The sequence below is a fragment of the Nocardia sp. JCM 34519.1 genome, assembly GCF_020361265.1.
Lineage (GTDB): Bacteria > Actinomycetota > Actinomycetes > Mycobacteriales > Mycobacteriaceae > Nocardia > Nocardia arthritidis_A.
Window position 1 is genome coordinate 46,437 of the sequence record NZ_JAIRBR010000015.1, and the last position, 19,940, is coordinate 66,376.

At 68.9% G+C, this 19,940-nt stretch carries 16 protein-coding genes; 5 read left to right on the forward strand and 11 right to left on the reverse strand.

Annotated features, from left to right (window positions below):
* Window positions 1-11: 11 nt before the first annotated feature.
* From LGY53_RS29875 to LGY53_RS29900, 6 genes are read right to left on the reverse strand one after another with little or no spacing between them, the layout of a single operon-like run.
* Window positions 12-1,220: a cytochrome P450 gene (locus tag LGY53_RS29875; protein WP_225730023.1), complete on the reverse strand. Its 1,209-nt coding sequence runs from the start codon at window positions 1,218-1,220 to the stop codon at window positions 12-14.
* Complete coding sequence (locus LGY53_RS29880) at window positions 1,211-2,485, reverse strand: NAD(P)/FAD-dependent oxidoreductase (protein WP_225730024.1); 1,275 nt, start codon at window positions 2,483-2,485, stop codon at window positions 1,211-1,213. The genes LGY53_RS29875 and LGY53_RS29880 overlap by 10 nt, the downstream gene beginning before the upstream one ends.
* Window positions 2,482-4,143: a prenyltransferase/squalene oxidase repeat-containing protein gene (locus tag LGY53_RS29885; protein WP_225730025.1), complete on the reverse strand. Its 1,662-nt coding sequence runs from the start codon at window positions 4,141-4,143 to the stop codon at window positions 2,482-2,484. Before LGY53_RS29885 ends, LGY53_RS29880 begins: the two co-directional genes overlap by 4 nt.
* A complete protein-coding gene (locus tag LGY53_RS29890) occupies window positions 4,140-5,105 on the reverse strand; it encodes a UbiA family prenyltransferase (RefSeq protein WP_225730026.1) in 966 nt (321 codons plus the stop codon). Before LGY53_RS29890 ends, LGY53_RS29885 begins: the two co-directional genes overlap by 4 nt.
* Window positions 5,099-6,088 carry a polyprenyl synthetase family protein gene (locus tag LGY53_RS29895; protein ID WP_225730027.1) on the reverse strand — a complete coding sequence of 330 codons (990 nt, stop codon included), beginning with the start codon at window positions 6,086-6,088 and terminating at the stop codon, window positions 5,099-5,101. Before LGY53_RS29895 ends, LGY53_RS29890 begins: the two co-directional genes overlap by 7 nt.
* A complete protein-coding gene (locus LGY53_RS29900) occupies window positions 6,085-7,068 on the reverse strand; it encodes an aminotransferase class I/II-fold pyridoxal phosphate-dependent enzyme (RefSeq protein ID WP_255664205.1) in 984 nt (327 codons plus the stop codon). Before LGY53_RS29900 ends, LGY53_RS29895 begins: the two co-directional genes overlap by 4 nt.
* Before the next feature lie 275 nt (window positions 7,069-7,343).
* Here LGY53_RS29900 and LGY53_RS29905 point away from each other — a divergent pair, with 275 nt between their 5' ends.
* Window positions 7,344-8,204 carry a TauD/TfdA family dioxygenase gene (locus LGY53_RS29905; RefSeq protein WP_225730029.1) on the forward strand — a complete coding sequence of 287 codons (861 nt, stop codon included), beginning with the start codon at window positions 7,344-7,346 and terminating at the stop codon, window positions 8,202-8,204.
* Between the two features lie 137 nt (window positions 8,205-8,341).
* On the opposite strand, the gene LGY53_RS29910 is transcribed toward LGY53_RS29905, so the two are convergent.
* Window positions 8,342-9,577, reverse strand: a complete 1,236-nt coding sequence (locus LGY53_RS29910) for an MFS transporter (RefSeq protein WP_225730030.1) — start codon at window positions 9,575-9,577, stop codon at window positions 8,342-8,344.
* A gap of 106 nt (window positions 9,578-9,683) precedes the next feature.
* On the opposite strand from LGY53_RS29910, the gene LGY53_RS29915 reads away from it, so the two are divergent.
* The gene (locus LGY53_RS29915; RefSeq protein WP_225730031.1) at window positions 9,684-11,114 is read left to right on the forward strand and encodes a carboxylesterase/lipase family protein; all 1,431 of its coding nucleotides are present in this window, start codon (window positions 9,684-9,686) and stop codon (window positions 11,112-11,114) included.
* A gap of 52 nt (window positions 11,115-11,166) precedes the next feature.
* Here LGY53_RS29915 and LGY53_RS29920 read toward each other — a convergent pair whose 3' ends face one another.
* Together LGY53_RS29920 and LGY53_RS29925 are read right to left on the reverse strand one after the other, a co-directional pair.
* Window positions 11,167-11,334, reverse strand: a complete 168-nt coding sequence (locus tag LGY53_RS29920) for a hypothetical protein (protein ID WP_167474861.1) — start codon at window positions 11,332-11,334, stop codon at window positions 11,167-11,169.
* A gap of 132 nt (window positions 11,335-11,466) precedes the next feature.
* Entirely contained in the window at window positions 11,467-11,967 is a 501-nt protein-coding gene (locus LGY53_RS29925) for a hypothetical protein (protein ID WP_225730032.1), read from the reverse strand.
* A 386-nt stretch (window positions 11,968-12,353) separates the two neighbouring features.
* Here LGY53_RS29925 and LGY53_RS29935 point away from each other — a divergent pair, with 386 nt between their 5' ends.
* Window positions 12,354-13,826, forward strand: a complete 1,473-nt coding sequence (locus LGY53_RS29935) for a hypothetical protein (RefSeq protein ID WP_305082712.1) — start codon at window positions 12,354-12,356, stop codon at window positions 13,824-13,826.
* A gap of 11 nt (window positions 13,827-13,837) precedes the next feature.
* Here the strand turns inward: LGY53_RS29935 and LGY53_RS29940 are convergent, their stop codons facing one another.
* Window positions 13,838-15,868, reverse strand: coding sequence for a M13 family metallopeptidase (locus LGY53_RS29940; RefSeq protein ID WP_308103014.1), 2,031 nt, complete (start codon window positions 15,866-15,868; stop codon window positions 13,838-13,840).
* Window positions 15,869-16,103: 235 nt separating this feature from the next.
* Between LGY53_RS29940 and LGY53_RS29945 the strand changes: the two genes are divergently transcribed.
* Both LGY53_RS29945 and LGY53_RS29950 read left to right on the forward strand, forming a co-directional pair.
* A complete protein-coding gene (locus LGY53_RS29945; protein ID WP_225730034.1) occupies window positions 16,104-17,312 on the forward strand; it encodes a site-specific integrase in 1,209 nt (402 codons plus the stop codon).
* Window positions 17,313-17,529: 217 nt separating this feature from the next.
* A complete protein-coding gene (locus tag LGY53_RS29950) occupies window positions 17,530-18,213 on the forward strand; it encodes a hypothetical protein (protein WP_225730035.1) in 684 nt (227 codons plus the stop codon).
* A gap of 424 nt (window positions 18,214-18,637) precedes the next feature.
* On the opposite strand, the gene xylA is transcribed toward LGY53_RS29950, so the two are convergent.
* Window positions 18,638-19,822, reverse strand: coding sequence for a xylose isomerase (gene xylA, locus LGY53_RS29955; protein WP_308103019.1), 1,185 nt, complete (start codon window positions 19,820-19,822; stop codon window positions 18,638-18,640).
* Between the last annotated feature and the right edge of the window lie 118 nt (window positions 19,823-19,940).

The window sequence follows — 19,940 nt, forward strand, 5'->3', positions numbered from 1 at the left end:
AATTCCGGCGGTCACCAGACGACCGGCAGGCGTTTCACGCCGAAGGCCGAGGTGGTGCCCTTGTACTCCAGGTGCCCGGCCGGCACCGCCAGCGCGAGGCCGGGTAGGCGCGTAATCACCGATCGCAGCGCCAATTCCAGTTCCAGCCGGGCCAAACCCTGTCCGAGGCATTGGTGCGGACCGAATCCGAAGGACAGGTGCCGCCGGTCGCCGCGGGCGAACTCGAGGTCGTCGGGTTCGTCGAAGACGTCTGGGTCCCGGTTGGCGAGGCTGCATACCATGACGATGCCGTCTCCGGCCTTGATGGTGGTCGCGCCGATCGTGATATCCGCAGTCGCCACCCGCGAGACCGAATCGACGATGGTGAAATACCGCAGCATTTCCTCGACGGCCCGTGGCATCAGAGCGGGTTCCGCGCGCAGTCGCGCCGACAGTTCCGGCCGTCGCAGCAAGGCGAGCACGCTGAGCGCGATCTGGTTGGCGGTGGTCTCGTGCCCGGCGATCAACAGCAGGAAGGCATGCGAGACAAGGGTTTCCCGCCGGTAGGTGCCGCTGGCGCGGGTCGCGCGCACATAGTTGCCGATGATGTCGTCCGTCGGCTGCGCCTCGCGCCGGGCGATCAGGTCGGTGAGGTAGCCATGGATTTCGGTGAAGGCCGCGCGGGATCGCTGCGGCGATGCGGTGCTGTCGATCAGCGCGGGCGTCCGGGATTCGAAGAAATCGTGATCGGTGTACGGCACGCCGAGCAGCCGGCAGATCACCAGCGACGGCACCCGGAGCGCGAACTCCGACACCAGATCCGCCGGTTTCGGTCCCGAGAGCAATTGGGTCAGCGTGGCATCGATGATCTCCTGGACCACCGGCGCCAGTTCCCGGATGCGTCGCTGCTCGAACTCCCGTTTGAGCTGGTTGCGGGCGTGGGTGTGCGCGGGCGGATCCATCGACACCAGAAAGGGATCCGGGCCCGCGATCAGCGCCGTCGCGGTGTCGCCGGAGGCGTCGAACGAGGGAAAGTTCGGATGTGCGCGGTCTGCGGTGGTGCGCGGATCGGTGAGCAGGCCGCGAATCTCGCTGTGCCGCGTGAGGACCCATACGGTCCGGCCGTTCGGTAACCGGGCCGCCTGGATCGGGCCCGCCTCGAACATCTCCCGGTACGCGACGGGCAGGTCGAATGGCTCGGTACGGACGATCGGTAACGTCCACGACACCCCTACTTGCATGACTCCTCCTGCTGCGCACTGGAATTCGGGTCGCGAAGCAGGCCGAGTTGGTACAGCCGGTCCAGCGGCCGCAGCGGCCGCGGCTCGATTCCGGCGATATTGCGGCAGGTGGCCGCGAGCAGCCGCGGGTTGCCCGCGGTGCCGCGCATCAGCCGTCTGCCGAGCATTCGGCCCATCGGTGAGACGGCAGTGAGCATCCTGGCGGCGTTGTGGCTGACGGTCGCGACGTGCCGCAGCTGCGGCAGCCGCACCCGGTGGTATCCGCGCAACGCGGAATCGACCGCCGCGCTGGACCATTCGCCCGCTTCCCGCAGTTGTGCGGTCAATTCCACCGCGTCGGCGATGGCCGAATTCATCCCCTGCGCGGCCATCGGATGCACGGCGTGCGCCGACTCGCCGAGCAGCGCCATGCCCGGTATCGACAGCCGATCGACCAGATAGCGTGGGACGCCGAAGATCTGGCGCCGGGTTCCGCGCTCGAGCAACAGCTCACCGAGCCCGGACAGCGGTTCCACCTCCGCGACCGTGTTCGCGGCCCAGCGGCGAATCCCGTTGTCGTCCAGGCCGCGTAGCTCATCGGCGCCCGCCTGCAGGTAGAGGCGGGTCCGGGCGTGCGGCAGCGGATAGGCCAGCCGCAGACCGCGATCGGTCACATAGGCGGTCAATTCGGCACTGTGCCTGCCCGGTATCTCGAACGACACCAGCCGGTGCGGGTATTGCGCGCGCGGCAGGGCGATGCCTGCGGCGGCACGCAGCGCGGATGCGGAACCGTCCGCGGCGATCACCAATTCGGCCGAAACCGTTTTCGCCATCCGCGCACCGTCGGTCACGACGACGCCACGGACCCGCCCGGCCGGGTTCCGCACCAATTCCTCGACTCGGATGCCGCGGCGCAGTTCGACATTCGCGGGCAGGCTGTCGGCGAGGGCGGTCAGGATGGCCGGGTAGTCGGCCGACAGGATGCGCCGATCCGCGCCGAGCGTGCGGCCGTAGTCGAGTTCGAGCAGCGCGTGCCCGTCCGGGTCGCGTGCGCAGAGCCGGTCGATCCAGACTCCGCCGCCGCGGGACAGCCGTGGCGCGGCGCCCCACCGCGTCAGGCTGGACATCGAACTCGGTTGCAGCAGTTCGCCTTTGGCGATGCGCGCGGGTTCGCGCCGTCGTTCGGCGACCAGCACGCGCAGGCCGAGCGCACCGAGCGCGCAGGCCGCGGCGAGGCCGCCCGCCCCGGCCCCGCACACCACGACATCGGTGTCGGAGGTTGTCATTTCGCTGCTCCCTGGTGCTTTGCGCGTCGGTAGGCGGCCAGCGCCCGCAGGGCGAGGCCCGCGGTGATCGCGCCGTTCGGGTAGTGCACGCAGTGCCGGATGTAGGCGCTCACCGGCGCCTCCGGCCAGCGTCCGTCGGGTAGTTGCGCCGCGGCCAGCCAGTCCGCGGCGCGGTCGATCGCCGCCGACGCGACCCTCGCCCGCAGCAGGCCCCGCAGCGCCCATGCGGTCTCCTCGACGCTGCCCGCCGCGCCGTCACCCCATGAGCCGTCCGGAAGTTGGTGCCGCAGCAGCCAATCCGTCGCACGCCGGACCGCGGGCCGGGTCGCGGGGAGCCCGGTTCGCGCCAGCACGCCGAGTACTTCGGCGGTGCCCGGTGTCGCGCCGCGGTACCACAGCGCGTCGAACGATCCGTCGGCCCGCTGCTCACCGGTGAGCCAGCGCACCGCGCGCCGGATCCGCCGATCTGCCACGGGCACACCGCCGTCGAGCAGCGCGTCGACGGCCTGGGCGGTGAGGTAGGGACACGGTCCGTCGTTGGGCAGCGCGGTATCGCGCACCCACAGACTCCACGATCCGCGCCGGTCCTGTCTGCCCGCCAGCCAGCGCAGGCCCTCGGCCAGTGCCGGATCCCGTTCGGCGCCGGGCAGTGTCGCGAGCGCGGCGAGCAGTTCGGCGGATTCGAGGGTTACCGGCCAGCCGCGCGGACCCGAATAGCTCCAGCCGCCCGCCGGGCAGTTCAGCATCGAGAACGGCTGTGTCAGTTGCGCTTCCCGGATCGCCGTCCCGACGCGGGCGAGCCGGGGATCGGTGCGGTAACCGGCGTCGCACAGTCCGGTGGCGGCGAAACCGGTGTAGGTGAGCCGGATGTCGACGATCGGCCAGGAACCGTCGGCGGCGACGGCGCGGCGCAGATATCCGGCCATGGCCGCGACCAGGTCCGTCGCCGCGCCCGAGCGGATCAGCGGGATGGCGGTCATTGCGACAGCCCATGCGTCGGCGCCGAATTCGCCGGTGCGTCCTTCGTCCTCGTACACCCGGTACAGCAGGCGCAGGGCGGCCGGTTCGGCGGCGCGGTCCACCATCCCGCGCAACCCGCCGGCCGGGTTGCCGCGCGCTTGGGCGATCGCCGTCGCCGCCAGGACCGCCGAACGGAACGACATCCTGGTGCGGCGCAGTCCGGGCAGCAGGAATACCCACAGCGGCACCCGGATCGACTGTTCGGGCACCCATCCGGCCATCGCGTGGAATCGCCCGCAGACCGCGGCCAGTGCCGGGTCGGCGATTCCCGCCAGGCCACCCATCCGGGCCAATGCCGCGCGGCCCGCGTCGATTTCGTCGCGATAGTGGACGGTCGACACCAGGTGCAGCACGGCGGCGGCGATCGCGGTGGTGACCGCCTCGCTGGGCTGACCGGGCACCGAACCCCAACCGCCGTCGGGGTTTTGCGCACCGGCCAGGTGCGCGCAGCCCCGGCTGACGTATTCGCGTGCGCCGACCGGATCGTGCAGGTGCAGAGTCAGCGTGGCGCCCGCGGTGGCCAGTGTCGCACCGGCGCCGGAGTCGAACATGAAGTATCCGTCGGGCCGCAGCTGCGCGAACAGCGCCGCCGCGCCCGCGTCGATGACGGAATCGATATCGGTGATGGCGTCGGTCATGCGAGCTCCACTGTGCCGTTGCCGAATTCGTGACGACCGCGCAGCAGCAGCTGCGTCGACAGCGAGATCGCCAACGCCGCGGCCAGTATTCCCAGCGTGGCCGGGCCGCCGAGGCCGTTCGCGGCCACCGCGGCGGCCAGCACCAGTCGCTCGGCGACCAGAATCTCGTGGGTGCGCAACGCCTTTCGCGGATCGATCGGGCCGGAGCCGAGCACCGGCCCGTAGGCGCGGATCCCGAGGCAGATCGCGGCCAGCAGCAGCCCGGACCCGAGGTCGGCCGAGATCCCGTGCAGCGCGAGCGCCCCCAGCACCGCCACCGCGAAACAGGCTGCCGCGCAGCGGTTCGCGAACACTCCGCCGTATACCACCGAGACGGTGCGGTAGCCGCAGGCCCGGTCGCCCGCGATATCGCGAACGGTGCCGACGATATTGGATCCGGTGTCCTGCAGGCAGAACACCGCGGCCCACCCCAGGACGAGCGGCGCGGGCCACCCGTGTACCAGGGTCGCCGCGAAGATCAGCACCAGTCCGGTGAGCGCGCCGCGGGCCAGATTCCCCAGAATCCCGTGCCGTTTCAGGACTCTGCTGTAGCCGACGGTCCCGGCCGCCCCGGCCAGCGCGATCGCGACGGCCCGCGGCTCGACCAGTGCGGATACGGCGAATGCCGCTGCCACGCAGCATATTCCGGTGAGCACCGCGGTGCGCGGCGTCAGTCGCCCAGACGGTATCGGCCGGTGCGGCTTACCGACACCGTCCAACTCTCGATCGAAGTAGTCGCCCAGGTACAGGCCGCCGGTCCACACCAGGGTCGGCGCCAGCCAGGCCGTCACCCACTGCGCCGGTGTCGGCGCACCGGTCAGCGCGGCGCCCGCCAGTCCGGTCAGGCCCGGGTAGGCCAGCGTGTACGGCCGGCAGGTTTCCATGTGCGCCAGCCAGTTCCGGGTCGAGCCGATGCTCACCATGTGCGCTCGATGGTGTCGTCGGCGAGGGCGGCCAGCCGGTCGCCGCGGTCGCCGAAGCCGTGCAGGCAGTCGCGCGCGGCCGCGGCCTCGGCGGCGACCCGCTCGGCCGCGACGGTGAGCGCGCCGGTTTCGGTGAACACCTCGCCGAGCAGCAGGTGCGCGATATCCGGCGAAAGCCGTCCGCTCAGTATCAGTTCCAGCCGTGCACGCTGTTCGGCGTCGGCGAGTTCGACGGCGACGAGCACCGGAAAGGTGGGTCTGCGGTTGGCGATATCGCTCATCCGGCTCTTGCCGACCCGCGCGTCGTCGGCCAGGTACGGCAGCAGGTCGTCGCGCATCTGGAAGGCGCAGCCGAGATGTCCGGCGTAGGCGCGCAACGCGGCCTGCTGCGCCTCGGTGCCGCCGCCGAGTACCGCGCCCGCACCGCAGGCCGCCTCGAACAGCGCGCCGGTCTTGGCCGCCGCCATGGCGCGGTATCGCGTTATGCCGCAATCGAGATCGCCGGTCAGTTCGGCCTCGGTGACCTGGCCGTCGCACAGTCGCAGGCCCGCGGCGGCGACGATGCGCACCGCCTGCAGCACCGCGGCGGGCGGGAAGCTGTCGGCGCCCTCCGCGATGGTCAGGAAGGTGCCCAGCAGCAGGGCGTCGCCGGCCACGATCGCCTCGCCCTTTCCGTATCTGGCATGCACGGTCGGCCTGCCGCGGCGCAGCTGGTCACCGTCGATGATGTCGTCGTGCACAAGCGTTGCCACATGCAGGAATTCGAGTGCGACGGCGACCGGTGCGAGCGCGACGGGATCGGCGCCCACCGCCCGCGCCGACTCCAGCACCAGGATCGGGCGCAGCAGTTTGCCCGCGGGCAGCACGGCGTAGCGGGCCATATCCGAAAGCCGGCCCCGCCCGGCGGGCCAGGCCGCGACGAGTTCACGCAGCAGCGTGGCGACGGTGTCGACGGCGGGCGGGGTGATCTGTCCCGACGTCATCGCGCCACCGCCCGCGGTAGTGCGATGAATTCGGCTGCGAGCCCGGCGAATACGTCATTCGACGCGGGAGCGCCGACGGTGACCCGCACCCCGCGGCCCGGCCAGGCCCGCACCGCGACACCGTATTGCGCGCAGTGACTCGCGAATTCGGTGGCCTGCGGGGTGGGCAGCCACAGGAAGTTGGCGTGGCTCAACGGAACAGCCCACCCCTGCTCACAGAGCACCCCCCGCAGCCTGGCCCGTTCGGCGCCGACGGCGGCGCAGCGCTCCCGCATTTCCGCCACCCGCTCGACCGCGGCCACCGCCGCGGCCTGCGCGGGTGCGCTCACCGCGAAGAACATCCGCGCCGCCGCCAGCTTCGCGGTCAGCGCCGGTTGCGCGATCAGGTAGCCGACGCGCAGTCCGGCCAGCCCGAAGGATTTCGAAAACGTCCGTAGCACAGCGACTCTCGGATCGTCGGCGACGAGCTCGACGGCGTCGCGATAGCCGGGCGAGAGGACGAAATCGCGGTATGCCTCGTCGACGAGCACCGTGACGTGTTCGGGCAACAGGCTCAGCAGCCGCCGAATGCGGTCCTGCCGCAGCACCGCGCCGGTCGGGTTGTTCGGGTTGCACAGCAACACCATTCGGGTCCGGTCGGTCACCGCGGCGGCGATATCGCCGATATCGGTTTCGGTGTCCCGCGATGCGACGGCCACCGCTGTCGCGTGCACCTGCTCGATCATCAGCGGATACGCCTCGAACGACGGCCACTGGTGCACCACCTCGGCGCCGGGTCCGCACCAGGCGAGCAGCGCGATCTGGCACAGCGCCGCCGAACCGGGCCCGAACGTCAGGTATCCGCCGGGCACGTCGAGCCATCGCGCCACCGCCGCGGTGAGTTCGGTGGCCGCCATATCCGGATATTCGTTCGCAGCCGCGGCCGTCCGCGCCACCGCGGCGACCACCGACCCGGCCGGGCGAAAAGCCACGGTATTCATCGATAAGTCGTGATAATCAACCGAATTTTGCGACATCGGCATAATCGGCTGCCCTCCGTCCCGCCCGCAGCATTTCCGTTCCCGCCGCAAAGCTTCCAGCTCGAAGTTTATGACCGGCCGATGACCCGCGCGATCGAAACCATCGTATTTGACAGGAAAATTATCGGCCGATTATATGATGGCGGGAAAATGACGAGAAAATTATGTCCGATTCGAGCCGATGGCCGGCGGTGGCGGCCGTACCATATCGAGAACAACGCGGCAGAGGAGGCAATGTGACCGCGGATATCGATATAAGACCCATATCCGGCGCGCTGGGCGCCGAGGTCAGAGGGATCGATCTGGCCACCATCACCGATTCGGAATTCGCCACCGTGCACGCGCTGCTACTGGAACATCTGGTGCTGTTCTTTCCCGATCAGGGCGATTTGCCGCCGGCGGCGCACGTCGCGTTCGGGCGCCGCTTCGGCGAGGTAGAAATACACCCCTACCTGCCGAAACTCGATGATCACCCGGAGGTGGTGCTGATCGAATCGGATAAGGGCGGGAAAGTCGACTGCTGGCATACCGATATGACCTTCCAGCCGAGCCCGCCGATCGTCTCGATTCTGCAGTTGATCACCTGCCCGCCCCGCGGCGGCGACACCATGTGGACCAATCAATATCTGGTCTACGAGCGGCTTTCCACACCCATTCGGGAATTGGTGGACGGTTTGACGGCGGTCCATCAGGTCACCGTACCGGCCACCGGATTCTCCTCGTCGGCCGAGCATCCGCTGGTGCGGGAGCATCCGGAAACCGGGCGACGCTCGCTGTACGCCAATCGATTGTTCACATCGCATATTCCGCAATTGAGCCGTAACGAAAGCGATGCGCTGCTGCAGCAGTTGATCGAATTCTCGGAGAGTCCGCAATTCTGCTGCCGTTTTCGCTGGCAGCCCGGCGCGGTGGCGATCTGGGACAATCGGGTGACCCAGCATTACGCGGTCAACGATTACGCCGAACGCCGCGTCGGCAGGCGCGTCACCGTACTCGGCGATCATCCGAAGGGAAATCCGGCGCGCTGGGCCGCATATGAACCGGCTCCGGGTGAGCGTTACTGGCCGTCGCGGATCAACGCGGCCAGCGGTTACTGACCGGACCGAATCGCCAGGCATCGCATCCTCGACGTCGTCGACATAGACCGGCGCGATCTCGGGGACCGCGGATCCGATCGCACCGTGGCGTGGTGAATCACCTGCCGCGGCGAGCTGAATCTCCTTCATCGCCAACTCTATTCGGCGACCGTGACGGCAACGGGCGCGCTCGCCGTCGAACGCCCCGGGAACCCGTGCGCCCGCGCCGCGACGACCACCGCAAGCGTCGGAACGAGCAGCACCAGCACGCTCCACGGGAATACCCTGGGCCCGAACAGATTCAGCAGCACACCGCCGACGATGCCGCCGCCCGCCATCGCCACATTCCACAGCGTGACCAGCATGGCCTGCGCGGTGTCGGCGGCCTCGCCGCCCGCGATGGCGACGGCGGTTTGCAGCAGGGTCGGCGCGCCGCCCCAGCCGAGTCCCCACAGCGTCGCCGCGACGAATACGAGCGCCGCGCTCCCCGACAGCACGGCCAGCGCCGCCACCGCGATGGCGACGAGAATCGTTGCGGCGATGGTCAATCCGCGCAGCCGCCGATCGATATGCGCGCCGGTGAACCAGATGCTGACCATCGAGGCGATACCGAAGACCAGCAGCACCGCGTCCACCCGGTCGCCCAGGCCGACTTCCTTCAAAAACGTCGCCACATAGGTGTAGAGGATGTTGTGCGCCAGCACGAAGGTCAGGGTGACGAACAGCACCGGCCCGACACCGGGCGTCTTCGCGGTCGCGAGCAGCGAAATCCCGCCCGCCCGCTGACCCGGAAAATCCGGGACGGACATGATGATCCAGCCGACCAGCAGCACCGCGACCACCGACATCACGCCGAAGGTGATCTGCCAGCCCACCGCGTTACCCAGGAAGGTGCCCGCCGGGATGCCCAGCGAAAGGGCCAGCGGAATTCCGGCCATGACGATCGCGATTCCCTTGCCCCGCAAGGCCTCCGGAGCCAACCGCATGGCATACCCGGCCAGCAGCCCCCACACGACGCCCGCCGCGATACCGGCGACGAAGCGCCCGGCGAGCGTCAGCCCGTAGTTCAGCGACACCGCCGTAACGGTATTCGCCACCAGGAACCCGATCACGCCGGTCAGCAGCAGGCGCTTGCGCCGCCACGCCGCCGTCGCGATGGACAGCGGGATCGTCGTCAGCGCCGTCCCGATCGCGTAGACGGTGACCAGCTGTCCCGTCGCCGACTCGCTGACGTGCAGGCCCGCGCTCATATCCGGCAGCACACCCGCGGGCAGGGCCTCGGTGAGCACCGTGAGGAAGGCCGCTGTCGTCAACGCCAGCAATGCCGAAAGCGGTAGTCGCGACCCATCTTTCGCGACCGCGGCGACACTCTTGTCAGATGTTCGATTCACCATGCTCGTATGCTGAAACCCTCACATTAATGTGACGGTCAATGGCTTTCGGTCTGTGAGACGAACCACATCGAGTGAAAGCCGCTGCGACAGCTGATAGGCAGGCCGGATGAGTATCGAAATCCGCACGGTCGCCGGGATCGTGCGCGGCCGGCGGGAGAACACCGTCGCGGTCTTCCGCGGAATCCCTTATGCCCGGCCGCCGTTCGGCGCGCGACGGTTCGCGGCACCCGCCCCGGTGCTGCCGTGGGACGGTGTCCGCGACGCGCTCGAGTTCGGACCGCCTGTACCCCAAGCGGATTCGGTATCGGGCGGTAACTGTTTGACGGTCAACGTCTGGTCACCGGAGCCGGGCGCGGCCGGGCTGCCGGTGCTGGTGTGGATACACGGCGGCAGATATCTCGAAGGCACGTCCAGCAATCCGCACTGCGACGGTGCGACGCTCGCCGCATCCGGTGCGGTGCTGGTGAGCATGAACTATCGCACCGGCGTCGAAGGGTTCGCCCATATCGCCGGAGCCCCGGACAACCGAGGCATTCTCGACCAGGCCGCCGCGCTGCGCTGGGTGCGCGACAATATCGCGGCCTTCGGCGGCGATCCGGGCAATGTCACCGTATTCGGCCAGTCCGCGGGCGCGGGATGTATCGCCGCACTGCTCGCCATGCCGATGGTGGCCGGGCTGTTCCGGCGCGCGATCGTGCAGAGCCTGCCCGGCACCTATTTCTCCCCGCGGTTGGCCGCGTCCATTTCGGCGGCGATCGCCGCGCGACTCGGTGTGCGCGCGACGGTGGCCGAGCTCGCGCGGATCCCGCCGGGCCCGCTGATCGCCGCGACGCACGCGATCCTCGACAGGATGCCGGAGTTCGTCGACTCCTGGGGTCCGATGGCGTTGACCCCGACACCGTTCTCTCCCGTCGTCGACGGGGAAGTGCTGCCGCGGGCGCCGTGGCGCGCACTCGCCGAAGGCGCCGCCCACGACGTCGACCTGCTCATCGGGCACACCCGTGACGAATACCGTCTCTTCGTCGGCGAACCGACCGACGAGCGGATCACCACCGCACTCCAACGCATGACACCGGCCACCGGCGATTACCGCGCCACGTATCCCGAGGCCACGCCCCGGCAACTGTACGAGCTGGTGAACGCCGACTGGCTGTTCCGGATGCCGACCCTGCATCTCGCGCGGGCCGCCGGCGGACGCGCCCGGCTCTACGAACTGCGCTGGAGTTTCCATCGCGAACAGGGCGCCTCGCACAGCCTCGACGTCCTGCTCGTCTTCGGCACACTCGGCGCCGACGAGGTGCGCGCCCACCCATCGGCACTGCCGAACGCGGCCGCCGAGATCACCGGTGTCGCCCACCGAATGCGCACGGACTGGCTGACTTTCGCGGCCACCGGCGAACCCGGTTGGGCGCCATACGATCCGGAAACCCGGATCACCCGCGTCTACGACACCGAACCGACGATCGGCCGGTATCCCGAGGAGCGTTCGCGCCGCCTCTGGGACGCGCACCGGTTCGACACATCGGACCTGGTCTAGGGATCCGGTTGCCGCGGTGGTGGATTGGCGTCGCGGCAGCCGGATCCGGAACTCAGGCGGCCTGGGGTTCGGGTCCGATATCGCCGCGCGGATCGTCGTGCAGCGCGCGATGCGTCGGGCACCGGTAGACGGGGCCGGGGGTGATGTAGGCGGGGTCGAGGCGTTGCGCGAAGGTGAGGTTGTCCCGGCGCCAGCAGTCGATGCACACCAGATTGTCCATGGCGTTCTCCTCCGGGTCTGCGAGGTTGGCGTACCGGAGGAATTCCCGTTCCCGGCCCCGATCGACCGTCCGTATCCGATCCGCGCACCGGGAAGCGGCCGGATTGTTATCGCGGCCCCGCCGCACGCGGAATCACGCGGGCGGCAACGGGATCGGGCTCGGCTCCGACACGGTGACGAGTACCACCACATCGCCGTAGGGAACACCGGCGCGCGCCACGCGATGCGCGAACCGCGCCAACGGCGCCCGCCACCGATATTTGGCCGCCAGTTCCGCCTCCACATAAGGCACCAGCGTGCCCGCGGTCACCAGCTGGGCCTGCCCTTGCCGCTGATGGGAGCCGAGCGCGGGCTCGCCGCGCCAGTCGCCGGGCTGCACGAGCACCCGGCCGTCGCGCGCCAACTGCCCGGCCTCGGCCGAGCGGGACGAGATACGGTACGCGAGCTGGTTATCCCCGATCGGAACCACCAGCCGCGGCGCCCGCACCAGCTGTCCCGGGCCGGCGACCCTGGTCACCACCACCGTTTTCGCCTCCCGCCACATCGCCGCGGCGGCGGGGTGCGCCCGCCGGTCCTGCCCGACTTCCGGCTGCGCGACCTGCGGGGTCAACACATCAACCATGGTTCCTGTCATCGCATTCGATCCTTTCCGGTGACGCCATCCACTGCTGGATCGGTGCCGGGCACGACGGATCGGACGATCGGGCGGCCCCGTCGCCGTTGCGGTGCGATCGCACGATCGGGGTGGCATTCGCCGACGCGAAATCCCGGCCTGCACCCCGGATTTCACCGCATGCCGACACCTCGGCAGCCGTACCCCGACACACATCGACCAACCGTGGTCGATCACCTTCGATATTCCAGCTATCTCGACGACCGCGCAACGACGCAGGTCACAGCGGGTGCGATCGCGCCGACGTTTGCTGGGACCGGTTGTCGGTCCACCGGGTTTCGGGTTAGATTCCCTTGGGCCCGATCACTTTTCACCGCCGTGGGCCGCGCGGGCGTGCACAGGAGTCGATGGTGGTTCTGCGGGTGGGGACGGATTTCGCCGGGTTCGCCATCGAGCGGGCATTGGGCACCGGCGGTATGGGCGTGGTCTATCTCGCCCGCCATCCGAGGCTGAAACGTCTTGTGGCACTGAAGGTTCTGCACGACTCCTACACCGCGGACCCGAAGGTGCGCGCCGCGTTCGACCGCGAGGCCGAGCTGGCGGCCCACCTGGATCACCCGAATATCGTGCCCACCTGCGTCGCCCTCGCCGACGCCGCGGCCGACGCGCTCGCCGCCGGACGGCATCGCCGCGCGCCCGCACCGACGACACCGCTGACCGTCGCCGTGCCGCGCCTGAACGAAACGACCGTGCCCACAGCGGAACCGACACCGCGTCCGGACGAAACAACCGCGCAGTCAACGGAATCCACTCCGCCGCGGGCGAACCGGTTCGGCAGAAGGCGGCTGCTGATCGGTGGCCTCGCCGCCGTCCCCGTTGCCGCCGGTCTCACCGCCGCCTTCGCCGCACGCCGAACGACGGTGATCGCCGACGCTGTCCTCACCGGCCACACCGCCCCGGTGTTCTCGATGATGTTCAACCCCGGCGGCGACCTGCTGGCCTCCGGCGGATCGGACGGCACGGTGCTGCTGTGGAATGTGCACGCCCGCAAGCCCGATGGCGATCAGCTCAAAAGTTACTTCAAGGGCGACATCTCCGGTGCGCGCTCGATCGCGTTCAGCCCCAATGGCAACCTGCTGGCCTCCGGTTCCGGTCCCAACACCTGGCCCACCCAATACGGCTGGGTCGCCGCGCAGTTGTGGGATATGCGTACCCGGGAGCCCGCCCCGGTGGAAAGCTTCCAAAGCGCGGACTTCGGCGCGGTGGCGTTCAGTCCGACGGAACCGCTGCTGGCCGTCGGCGATCAGCGCGGCCGGGTGGGGTTCTGGCATACGGACAACCGGCAGCCCGACGTCGCGCTGACCGTCGACCAGCCCTCCCCGGTGCAAGCCGTGGTGTTCGCACCGGACGGTACCCGGCTCGCCACCGCCCATCTCGACGGGACGGTGCGGCTGTGGGACGTGCGCACCCGCAGGCTCGACGGGCCCCCGCTCACCGGCCACGCCGGCCCGGTCTTCGCGCTGGCCTTCAGCCCCGACGGCAACCTCCTGGTCTCGGGCGGGCTCGACGCCACCGTCCGCTGGTGGAATATGCGCACCCGCGAAGCGGATCGGCCGCCGGCCGCCACGGACGGCAAGGTGTCCTCGGTCGACTTCAGCGCCGACGGGCGACTGCTGGCCGCCGCCACCGGCGACACCGTACGGCTGTGGAATGTGTACAGCCCCTGGTGGAACGTCGACGTCCGCCAACCCGCAGGCCAGCCGCTGTCCGGCCACACCGACGAGGTCTGGTCGGTGGCGTTCGGCCCCGACAACACCATGCTGGCAACCGGCGGCAAGGACGCCACGGTGCGGCTGTGGCGGCTCGCCGATACCTGGTGATACCGGCGAACCTAGAAGCTCACCCGCTGGTCGGCGGCGAGGAACATGCGGTCGCCCTCCTTCACCCCGAACGTGGTGTAGAACTCGGCCTGGTTGCGCACCACCTGATTGGCGCGGAACTCTCCCGGTGAGTGCGGATCGTTCTCGATCTGCATCTCGACACTTTCCTTGGCCTGCTTGGTCCGCCAGTTGCGCGCCCAGGCCTGGAACATCGGGGTGTAGTCGGGTTTGTCGTTGCCCCTTCGCTTTTCGGCGATCCGGTAGGCGGCCAGCGCCAGTTGCAGCCCGCGCAGGTCGGCGAGGTTCTCCCCGACGGTGAGCTTGCCGTTGACGTGCATGGCCGGGTCGAGTCCCTCGGGTACCAGCGCATCGTATTGGGCGATCACCTGCTGGGTTTTCGCTTCGAACGCTGCCTGGTCCTGCGGCGTCCACCAGTCGGTGCGGTTGCCGTCACCGTCGTATTTCGCGCCCTGGTCGTCGAATCCGTGCCCGATCTCGTGGCCGACGACCGCGCCGACCGCACCGTAGTTCACCGCGGGCTCGGCATCCTTGTCGAAGAACGGCGGCTGCAGGAATGCCGCGGGGAAGACGATTTCGTTGCCGTTGGGGTTGTAGTAGGCGTTGACGGTCTGCGGTGTCATATGCCATTCGGTGCGGTCGACCGGGCCGCCGAGCCGGCCGAACATCCGCTTGCGTTCGAAAGCCTGTATCTCGCACAGCGATTCGATGAGTTTACCCTTGGTGATGCGCACCGCCGAGTAGTCGATCCACTTGTCGGGGTAGCCGATCTTGGTGTCGATCTTGCCGAGTTTGGCGATGGCGGCGTCGCGGGTGGGCTGGCTCATCCAGGTGGAGTTGGTGAAGTTGTCCCGGTAGGCGGCCATGATGTCGGCGACCATTTCCTTGGCGCGGTCCCGGGCGTCGGCCGGAAAGTGTTTGGCCACATACAGTTTCCCCAGCGGCTGGCCGAGCTTCTGGCTGACCGTGTCGACGGCCTGCTTCCAGCGTTCCGGCTGCTCGCGCAGTCCGCTCATCACCTTGCCGTTGAATTCGAAGTCGGCGTCGGCGAACGCCTTCGGCAGGTATTTCGCGAAATCGCGCAGCAGCACGATGCGCAGATAGTCGCGCAGCACCGCGATATCGGTCTGCGCCCACAACCCGCCCGCGGCGGTGACGAAAGACGGTTGGTGCACAACCACTTTCGCGAACAGATCCGCCGGACGATCGGTCTTGCCGGACAGCCACGCAGCCCACTCGAATTCCGGTGCGAGCGCGACCAATTCGGGCCAGCTGCGCACGTTGTACTGGGCGTCCTCGTCGCGCAGACGGACGTTGTCCCAGAACGCGGCGGCGATCTTGGTTTCCAGGTCGAGCACCCGGCCCACGAGCGCCGCCGGGTCGGGCAGGGCGGCGGCGGTGGCGAGGCGTTCGAGGTAGGTGCGGTAGGCGGCGAGTTTGTCGGCGAATTGCGGCTTGCGGTAGTACTGTTCGCCGATTCCGATACCGGATTGGCCGATCACGGGCAGGTAGGCGGTGGAATTCTTCGCGTCGACATCGACACCGAGCCCGATCAGCCCGGCGATCGGTAGCTCACCCATCACCTTGGCCAGGTCGGGTTTGGTCGCGGCGCCGTCGATCTTCGCGAACAGCCCGGCCAGCGGGGTGAGGCCGAGTTTCTCGACGGTGTCGGCGTCCATCCGCGCGTCGTAGAGGTCGCGGATCTGCTGGTCGGTGGTGCCCGCCTTCGGGTCGGCGCCCTCCACGATGGCCCGCAGTTGCCCGCGCACGAGCTCGGCGACCTGGTCGAAGGTGGAATAGCGGGTTTTGTCCGGCGGCAGCCGATATTCGGCGAGCCATTTGCCGTTGACGTTGCGGTAGAGATCGTCCTGCGGCCGGATCGCGGGATCCGCGCCGCTCAGGTCGGGTCCGGTGAGCTGCTTGGGCGCCGCATCCTTGCCGCACGCGGCGACGACGGGCAGCGCACCGAGCGCGAGCAGAAACGTGCGGCGGTCCAGCGCGATCGAACGACCGGCAGCGGTCACGGAATCCCCTATCCTCGGCAACATTTCTGGCTGGAAGGATCACCGCCAGCCTCGGCCGAGATTACCGGCGATTGCTGAACATTCGCCAGTACCCGTATCGGCGATTCCCGCCACCGCGCCGGACCCTACCCCCACGCCGGGCCGCGTTCACCGCGACATCCGGCGCCCGGTTCGGCGGTTCGCGCGGGATCCTGTCGTACGCTTACGTTTTCGGTTTGACGACGGGAGTTGCGCGATGACGGAGCGGTCCGCGGTGGTCGCGGTGCCGGAGTCGGTGCGCACCCAGCTGCGGCACGGGGTGCGCAGCGTGCTCGTCGACGCCGCGGCGCTGCGGCTGGTGCGCGACCGGTTCGACGACGAGCAGGCGGGGGCGCTGAGCCGATATCTGGAGGCATCGCAGTCGGCGAATACTTTGCGCGCCTACCGCACCGATTGGCTGGCCTGGTCGGCCTGGTGCGCGACCGAGGGGCGCCGCGCGCTGCCCGCCGACGCCCTGGATGTCGCGGTGTATCTCGCGGCGGCCGCCGACGCGCGCCGCGAGGGCGGTGAGTGGGCGTTCAGCCCGGCGACGCTGGAACGCAAGGCGGCCGCCATCGCCGCGGTGCACGCCGCCAACGGTCTGCCATCGCCGACCAGATCCGATGTGGTGCGGTTGACGTTGCGCGGTATCCGCCGCACCCGCCGGGCCCGGCCCGCTCGCAAACGCCCGGTGCTGCTGCACACACTCGATCAACTGCTGGCGGGTCTGCCGGAGCCGGGCTGGCCGTCCGAACCCGCGCGGCGGCGCGACGCCCTGATGCTGCTGATCGGTTTCGCGGGTGCGCTGCGCCGCAGTGAGCTTGCCGGACTGCGGATTTCGGATATCGAGGTGAGCGTCGAGCACCGGACCGGCGAGCCGGTGCTGCTGGTGCGGTTGCCGTCGACGAAGACCGACCCGACCGGCGTCGCCGAGCAGCGGGTGGCGCTGCCCCGCGGCCGCCGCCCGTCCACCTGCCCGGTGTGCGCATTCGCCGATTGGCTGCGGCTGCGGGAAATCCATGACGCGGCAGGCGAATCCGGTGTGCGAACTTGGCTGGCCGCGGCCCCGGCCGTCGACGCCGGGATCCATCGCTGTCACGGCTTCACCGGCAGCGTGCTCGCCGAATACCCTGAGCTGCCGCTGTTTCCGGCGATCAACCGGCACGGCACGATCGGCGACCGGCCCATGTCCGGGCGCGCGGTCGCCGAATTGGTGAAACGCTATGCGGCGCGGGCCGGTCTGGACCCCGACCTGTTCTCCGGGCACTCGCTGCGCGCAGGATTCGCCACCCAGGCCGCGCTCGGTGGCGCCAGCGACCGCGAAATCATGCGCCAGGGCCGCTGGTCCAACCCGCGCACTGTCCACGGGTATATACGCACCGCGAATCCCTTGGAGGACAACGCCGTCACGAAACTCGGCCTGTGAGTGGGTCCTGTCTCATCGATCGTGCGGAACGGTCGATTCGCTGAGCTGTAGCGACTCGGATTCCTGATCCGGATTACGGGCCGAGTGTCTTGCTCATCATGAGGCAGATGATCTGGTGGCCGAATTCGCTCGGATTTGGCTGAGGCTCGCGTAGTCGGTGGCTGCGAGCGTACGCTCGGACACAGGTAAACCGGCATTCGTACCGAGGTAACGCATCATGTGTGAAGGCGGAAGACTGCTCGCGGATTTCGAGGCCGGGACAAGTACCGTCCCGGTGGTTCCGGAGGCTGTGGCGTCCGCGCTGACGCAGACCATCGACGGGCTGTGGGCGATCTGGGCGTACAAGGTGGCACGACCGGCCGGGGACCGATTCGTCCCGGCCACCCGAGGCGGATCCTATCCGGCCGACGCGATCGCAGAATGTGGGCTGCGGCTCGACCACCGAGCCCCGGATCCCAACTGCACCTGCGGTTTTCACGCCCTGTCCAGCCCGGATCCCGACCTGTACGGCCGCGCCTACCTGCCCCTGGAGGTAGCGCTCACGGGTCGAATCCTTGTCTTCGAATGGCCTCGCGGCGGCGTGCTGTTCCGGGCCGAGCGGCAGACCGTGGCCCGCGTCGGACGCTACGCGCTGCCCTCGGCGTTCGCATCCTTCCCGTCGCCGCCTCCCGATCCGCCGCTGGAGCCCGGTGGCCGGACCGCTCGCCTTCGTCCGGTGGATCCGCGCGACATCGACCGGGCGCGCCTGCGTCTCCCGGTCGACCCGCCCGCGGTGGTCCGCCTGTCCGACGACGCGGGCTTCTGCCGGATCGCCCCGGCGAGGACTATTGCCGTGTTCGACAGCTCCGACCCCTGCGGCGAAGCCGCGGAACCGACTGTGCGGGGCCTGGTTTCGAGCTAGGTTCCGCCTCCCGGCAGCTCGAGTTTTTCGACTTCACCGGCGTGGCGGCTCAGCGGTCGGCGGGGTGGTCGTGGTGGGCGATGGGAACGGCTCTGTCTGCGGCACTGTCATCGGCCTCATATCCGAGCCCGGCTCATCACTCCGGTGATACAGGCTCGAATCAGACATATACACGAAGGCCACTACTGCGCCGATCCCAGCCATGCCTACGAGGAACACAGCCACGCACAGAACATTCATCATTATGCGAGCGACCACAACCGCCCACCGAAACCAGCGGTGTATCGACGCGGCATTCTCGGCCATCGGACCCTCCATCGCCAGTCCGTTCACAGGCCGAATCGCTCGGTCTCCCGCCTTCGTTACCAGCTGACCTACTACGAAACCCGCACAGCCGCAATATCGTTACGGTATAGCATCGGGTTCAGCGGGCGCCCATCAGGTGTTCGACCATGAGTTGGTTCAGTGCGACGAAGCCGCAGCCGCGGGCACCGGCGACGTCCGGGTCGAAGTCGTCGATTCCCTTGTCGGACAACAGATCTTCCGCGGTTTCGGTCGATGCCAGTGTCGGCCGGTTCAGTTCGTCCACCTGGGCCAGCGAAAGCGCCTGCCGCACATCGGGGTCGGCGCGGAATGCGGCGGCGCGTTCGCGCAGCAGCAGATAGGTGCGCATATTCGCGGCCGCGGCCGCCCAGACTCCCGAAATATCCTCGGTGCGTGCGGGTTTGAAGTCGAAGTGGCGGGGACCGTGGTAGGCGGGGCCGCCGCCGGGGCCGCCGTGTTCGAGCAGGTCGACCAGGGCGAAGGCGTTGAGCAGGTCGCCGTGCCCGAATACCAGGTCCTGGTCGTATTTCACGCCGCGCTGACCGTTGAGGTCGAGGTGGAACAGTTTGCCGTGCCACAGCGCCTGCGCGATGCCGTGCGTGTAGTTGAGCCCGGCCATCTGTTCGTGCCCGACTTCCGGATTCAACCCGACCAGCTCCGAATGGTCCAGTGTCGCAATGAAAGCCAGCGCATGCCCGATCGTCGGCAGCAGGATGTCGCCGCGCGGCTCGTTCGGTTTCGGTTCGATCGCGAAGCGGATGTCGTAGCCGCGGTCGAGTACGAAGGCGGTGAGCGTGTTCAGCGCCTCACGGTAGCGGTCCAGCGCGGCCCGCACATCCTTGGCGGCATCGTATTCCGCGCCTTCGCGCCCGCCCCACAGCACGTAGGTGCCCGCCCCGAGTTCGGCGGCGAGTTCGATGTTGCGCAACACCTTTCGCAGCGCGAACCGCCGCACGTCGCGGTCGTTCGCGGTGAATCCGCCGTCCTTGAACACCGGGTGGGTGAACAGGTTGGTCGTCATCATCGGCACCACCAGCCCGGCCTCCGACAGCGCCTTGCGGAACCGTTCGACGATCCGGTCCCGCTGCGCGGCGCTCGCGCCGAACGGGATGAGGTCGTCGTCGTGGCAGGTGATGCCGTACGCGCCGAGTTCGGCCAGCCGGTGCACCGCCTCCACCGAATCCAGTGCGGGCCTGGTCGGATCGCCGAACGGGTCGCGCCCCTGCCAGCCCACCGTCCACAATCCGAACGAGAACCTGTCCTCTTTCACCGGGGTCGGCGTCATCTCGTCACCCTTCTGCCGCGAGCCGGATCGCCTGCCGTAGTTCAGCATCCACGCCACGGCCGGTTCGCACACGGTTTTCCGCACCGATGCCGAACCGGTATCGGTGCGGCGCGCTTAC

Excerpts from the sequence above, each read along its gene's own strand:
- LGY53_RS29875 (WP_225730023.1), bottom strand. The coding sequence starts at position 1,220 with ATGCAAGTAGGGGTGTCGTGGACGTTACCGATCGTCCGTACCGAGCCA.
- LGY53_RS29880 (WP_225730024.1), bottom strand. The coding sequence starts at position 2,485 with ATGACAACCTCCGACACCGATGTCGTGGTGTGCGGGGCCGGGGCGGGC.
- LGY53_RS29885 (WP_225730025.1), bottom strand. The coding sequence starts at position 4,143 with ATGACCGACGCCATCACCGATATCGATTCCGTCATCGACGCGGGCGCG.
- LGY53_RS29890 (WP_225730026.1), bottom strand. The coding sequence starts at position 5,105 with ATGGTGAGCATCGGCTCGACCCGGAACTGGCTGGCGCACATGGAAACC.
- LGY53_RS29895 (WP_225730027.1), bottom strand. The coding sequence starts at position 6,088 with ATGACGTCGGGACAGATCACCCCGCCCGCCGTCGACACCGTCGCCACG.
- LGY53_RS29900 (WP_255664205.1), bottom strand. The coding sequence starts at position 7,068 with ATGAATACCGTGGCTTTTCGCCCGGCCGGGTCGGTGGTCGCCGCGGTG.
- LGY53_RS29910 (WP_225730030.1), bottom strand. The coding sequence starts at position 9,577 with ATGGTGAATCGAACATCTGACAAGAGTGTCGCCGCGGTCGCGAAAGAT.
- LGY53_RS29915 (WP_225730031.1), top strand. The coding sequence starts at position 9,684 with ATGAGTATCGAAATCCGCACGGTCGCCGGGATCGTGCGCGGCCGGCGG.
- LGY53_RS29920 (WP_167474861.1), bottom strand. The coding sequence starts at position 11,334 with ATGGACAATCTGGTGTGCATCGACTGCTGGCGCCGGGACAACCTCACC.
- LGY53_RS29925 (WP_225730032.1), bottom strand. The coding sequence starts at position 11,967 with ATGACAGGAACCATGGTTGATGTGTTGACCCCGCAGGTCGCGCAGCCG.
- LGY53_RS29935 (WP_305082712.1), top strand. The coding sequence starts at position 12,354 with ATGGTGGTTCTGCGGGTGGGGACGGATTTCGCCGGGTTCGCCATCGAG.
- LGY53_RS29945 (WP_225730034.1), top strand. The coding sequence starts at position 16,104 with ATGACGGAGCGGTCCGCGGTGGTCGCGGTGCCGGAGTCGGTGCGCACC.
- LGY53_RS29950 (WP_225730035.1), top strand. The coding sequence starts at position 17,530 with ATGTGTGAAGGCGGAAGACTGCTCGCGGATTTCGAGGCCGGGACAAGT.
- xylA (WP_308103019.1), bottom strand. The coding sequence starts at position 19,822 with ATGACGCCGACCCCGGTGAAAGAGGACAGGTTCTCGTTCGGATTGTGG.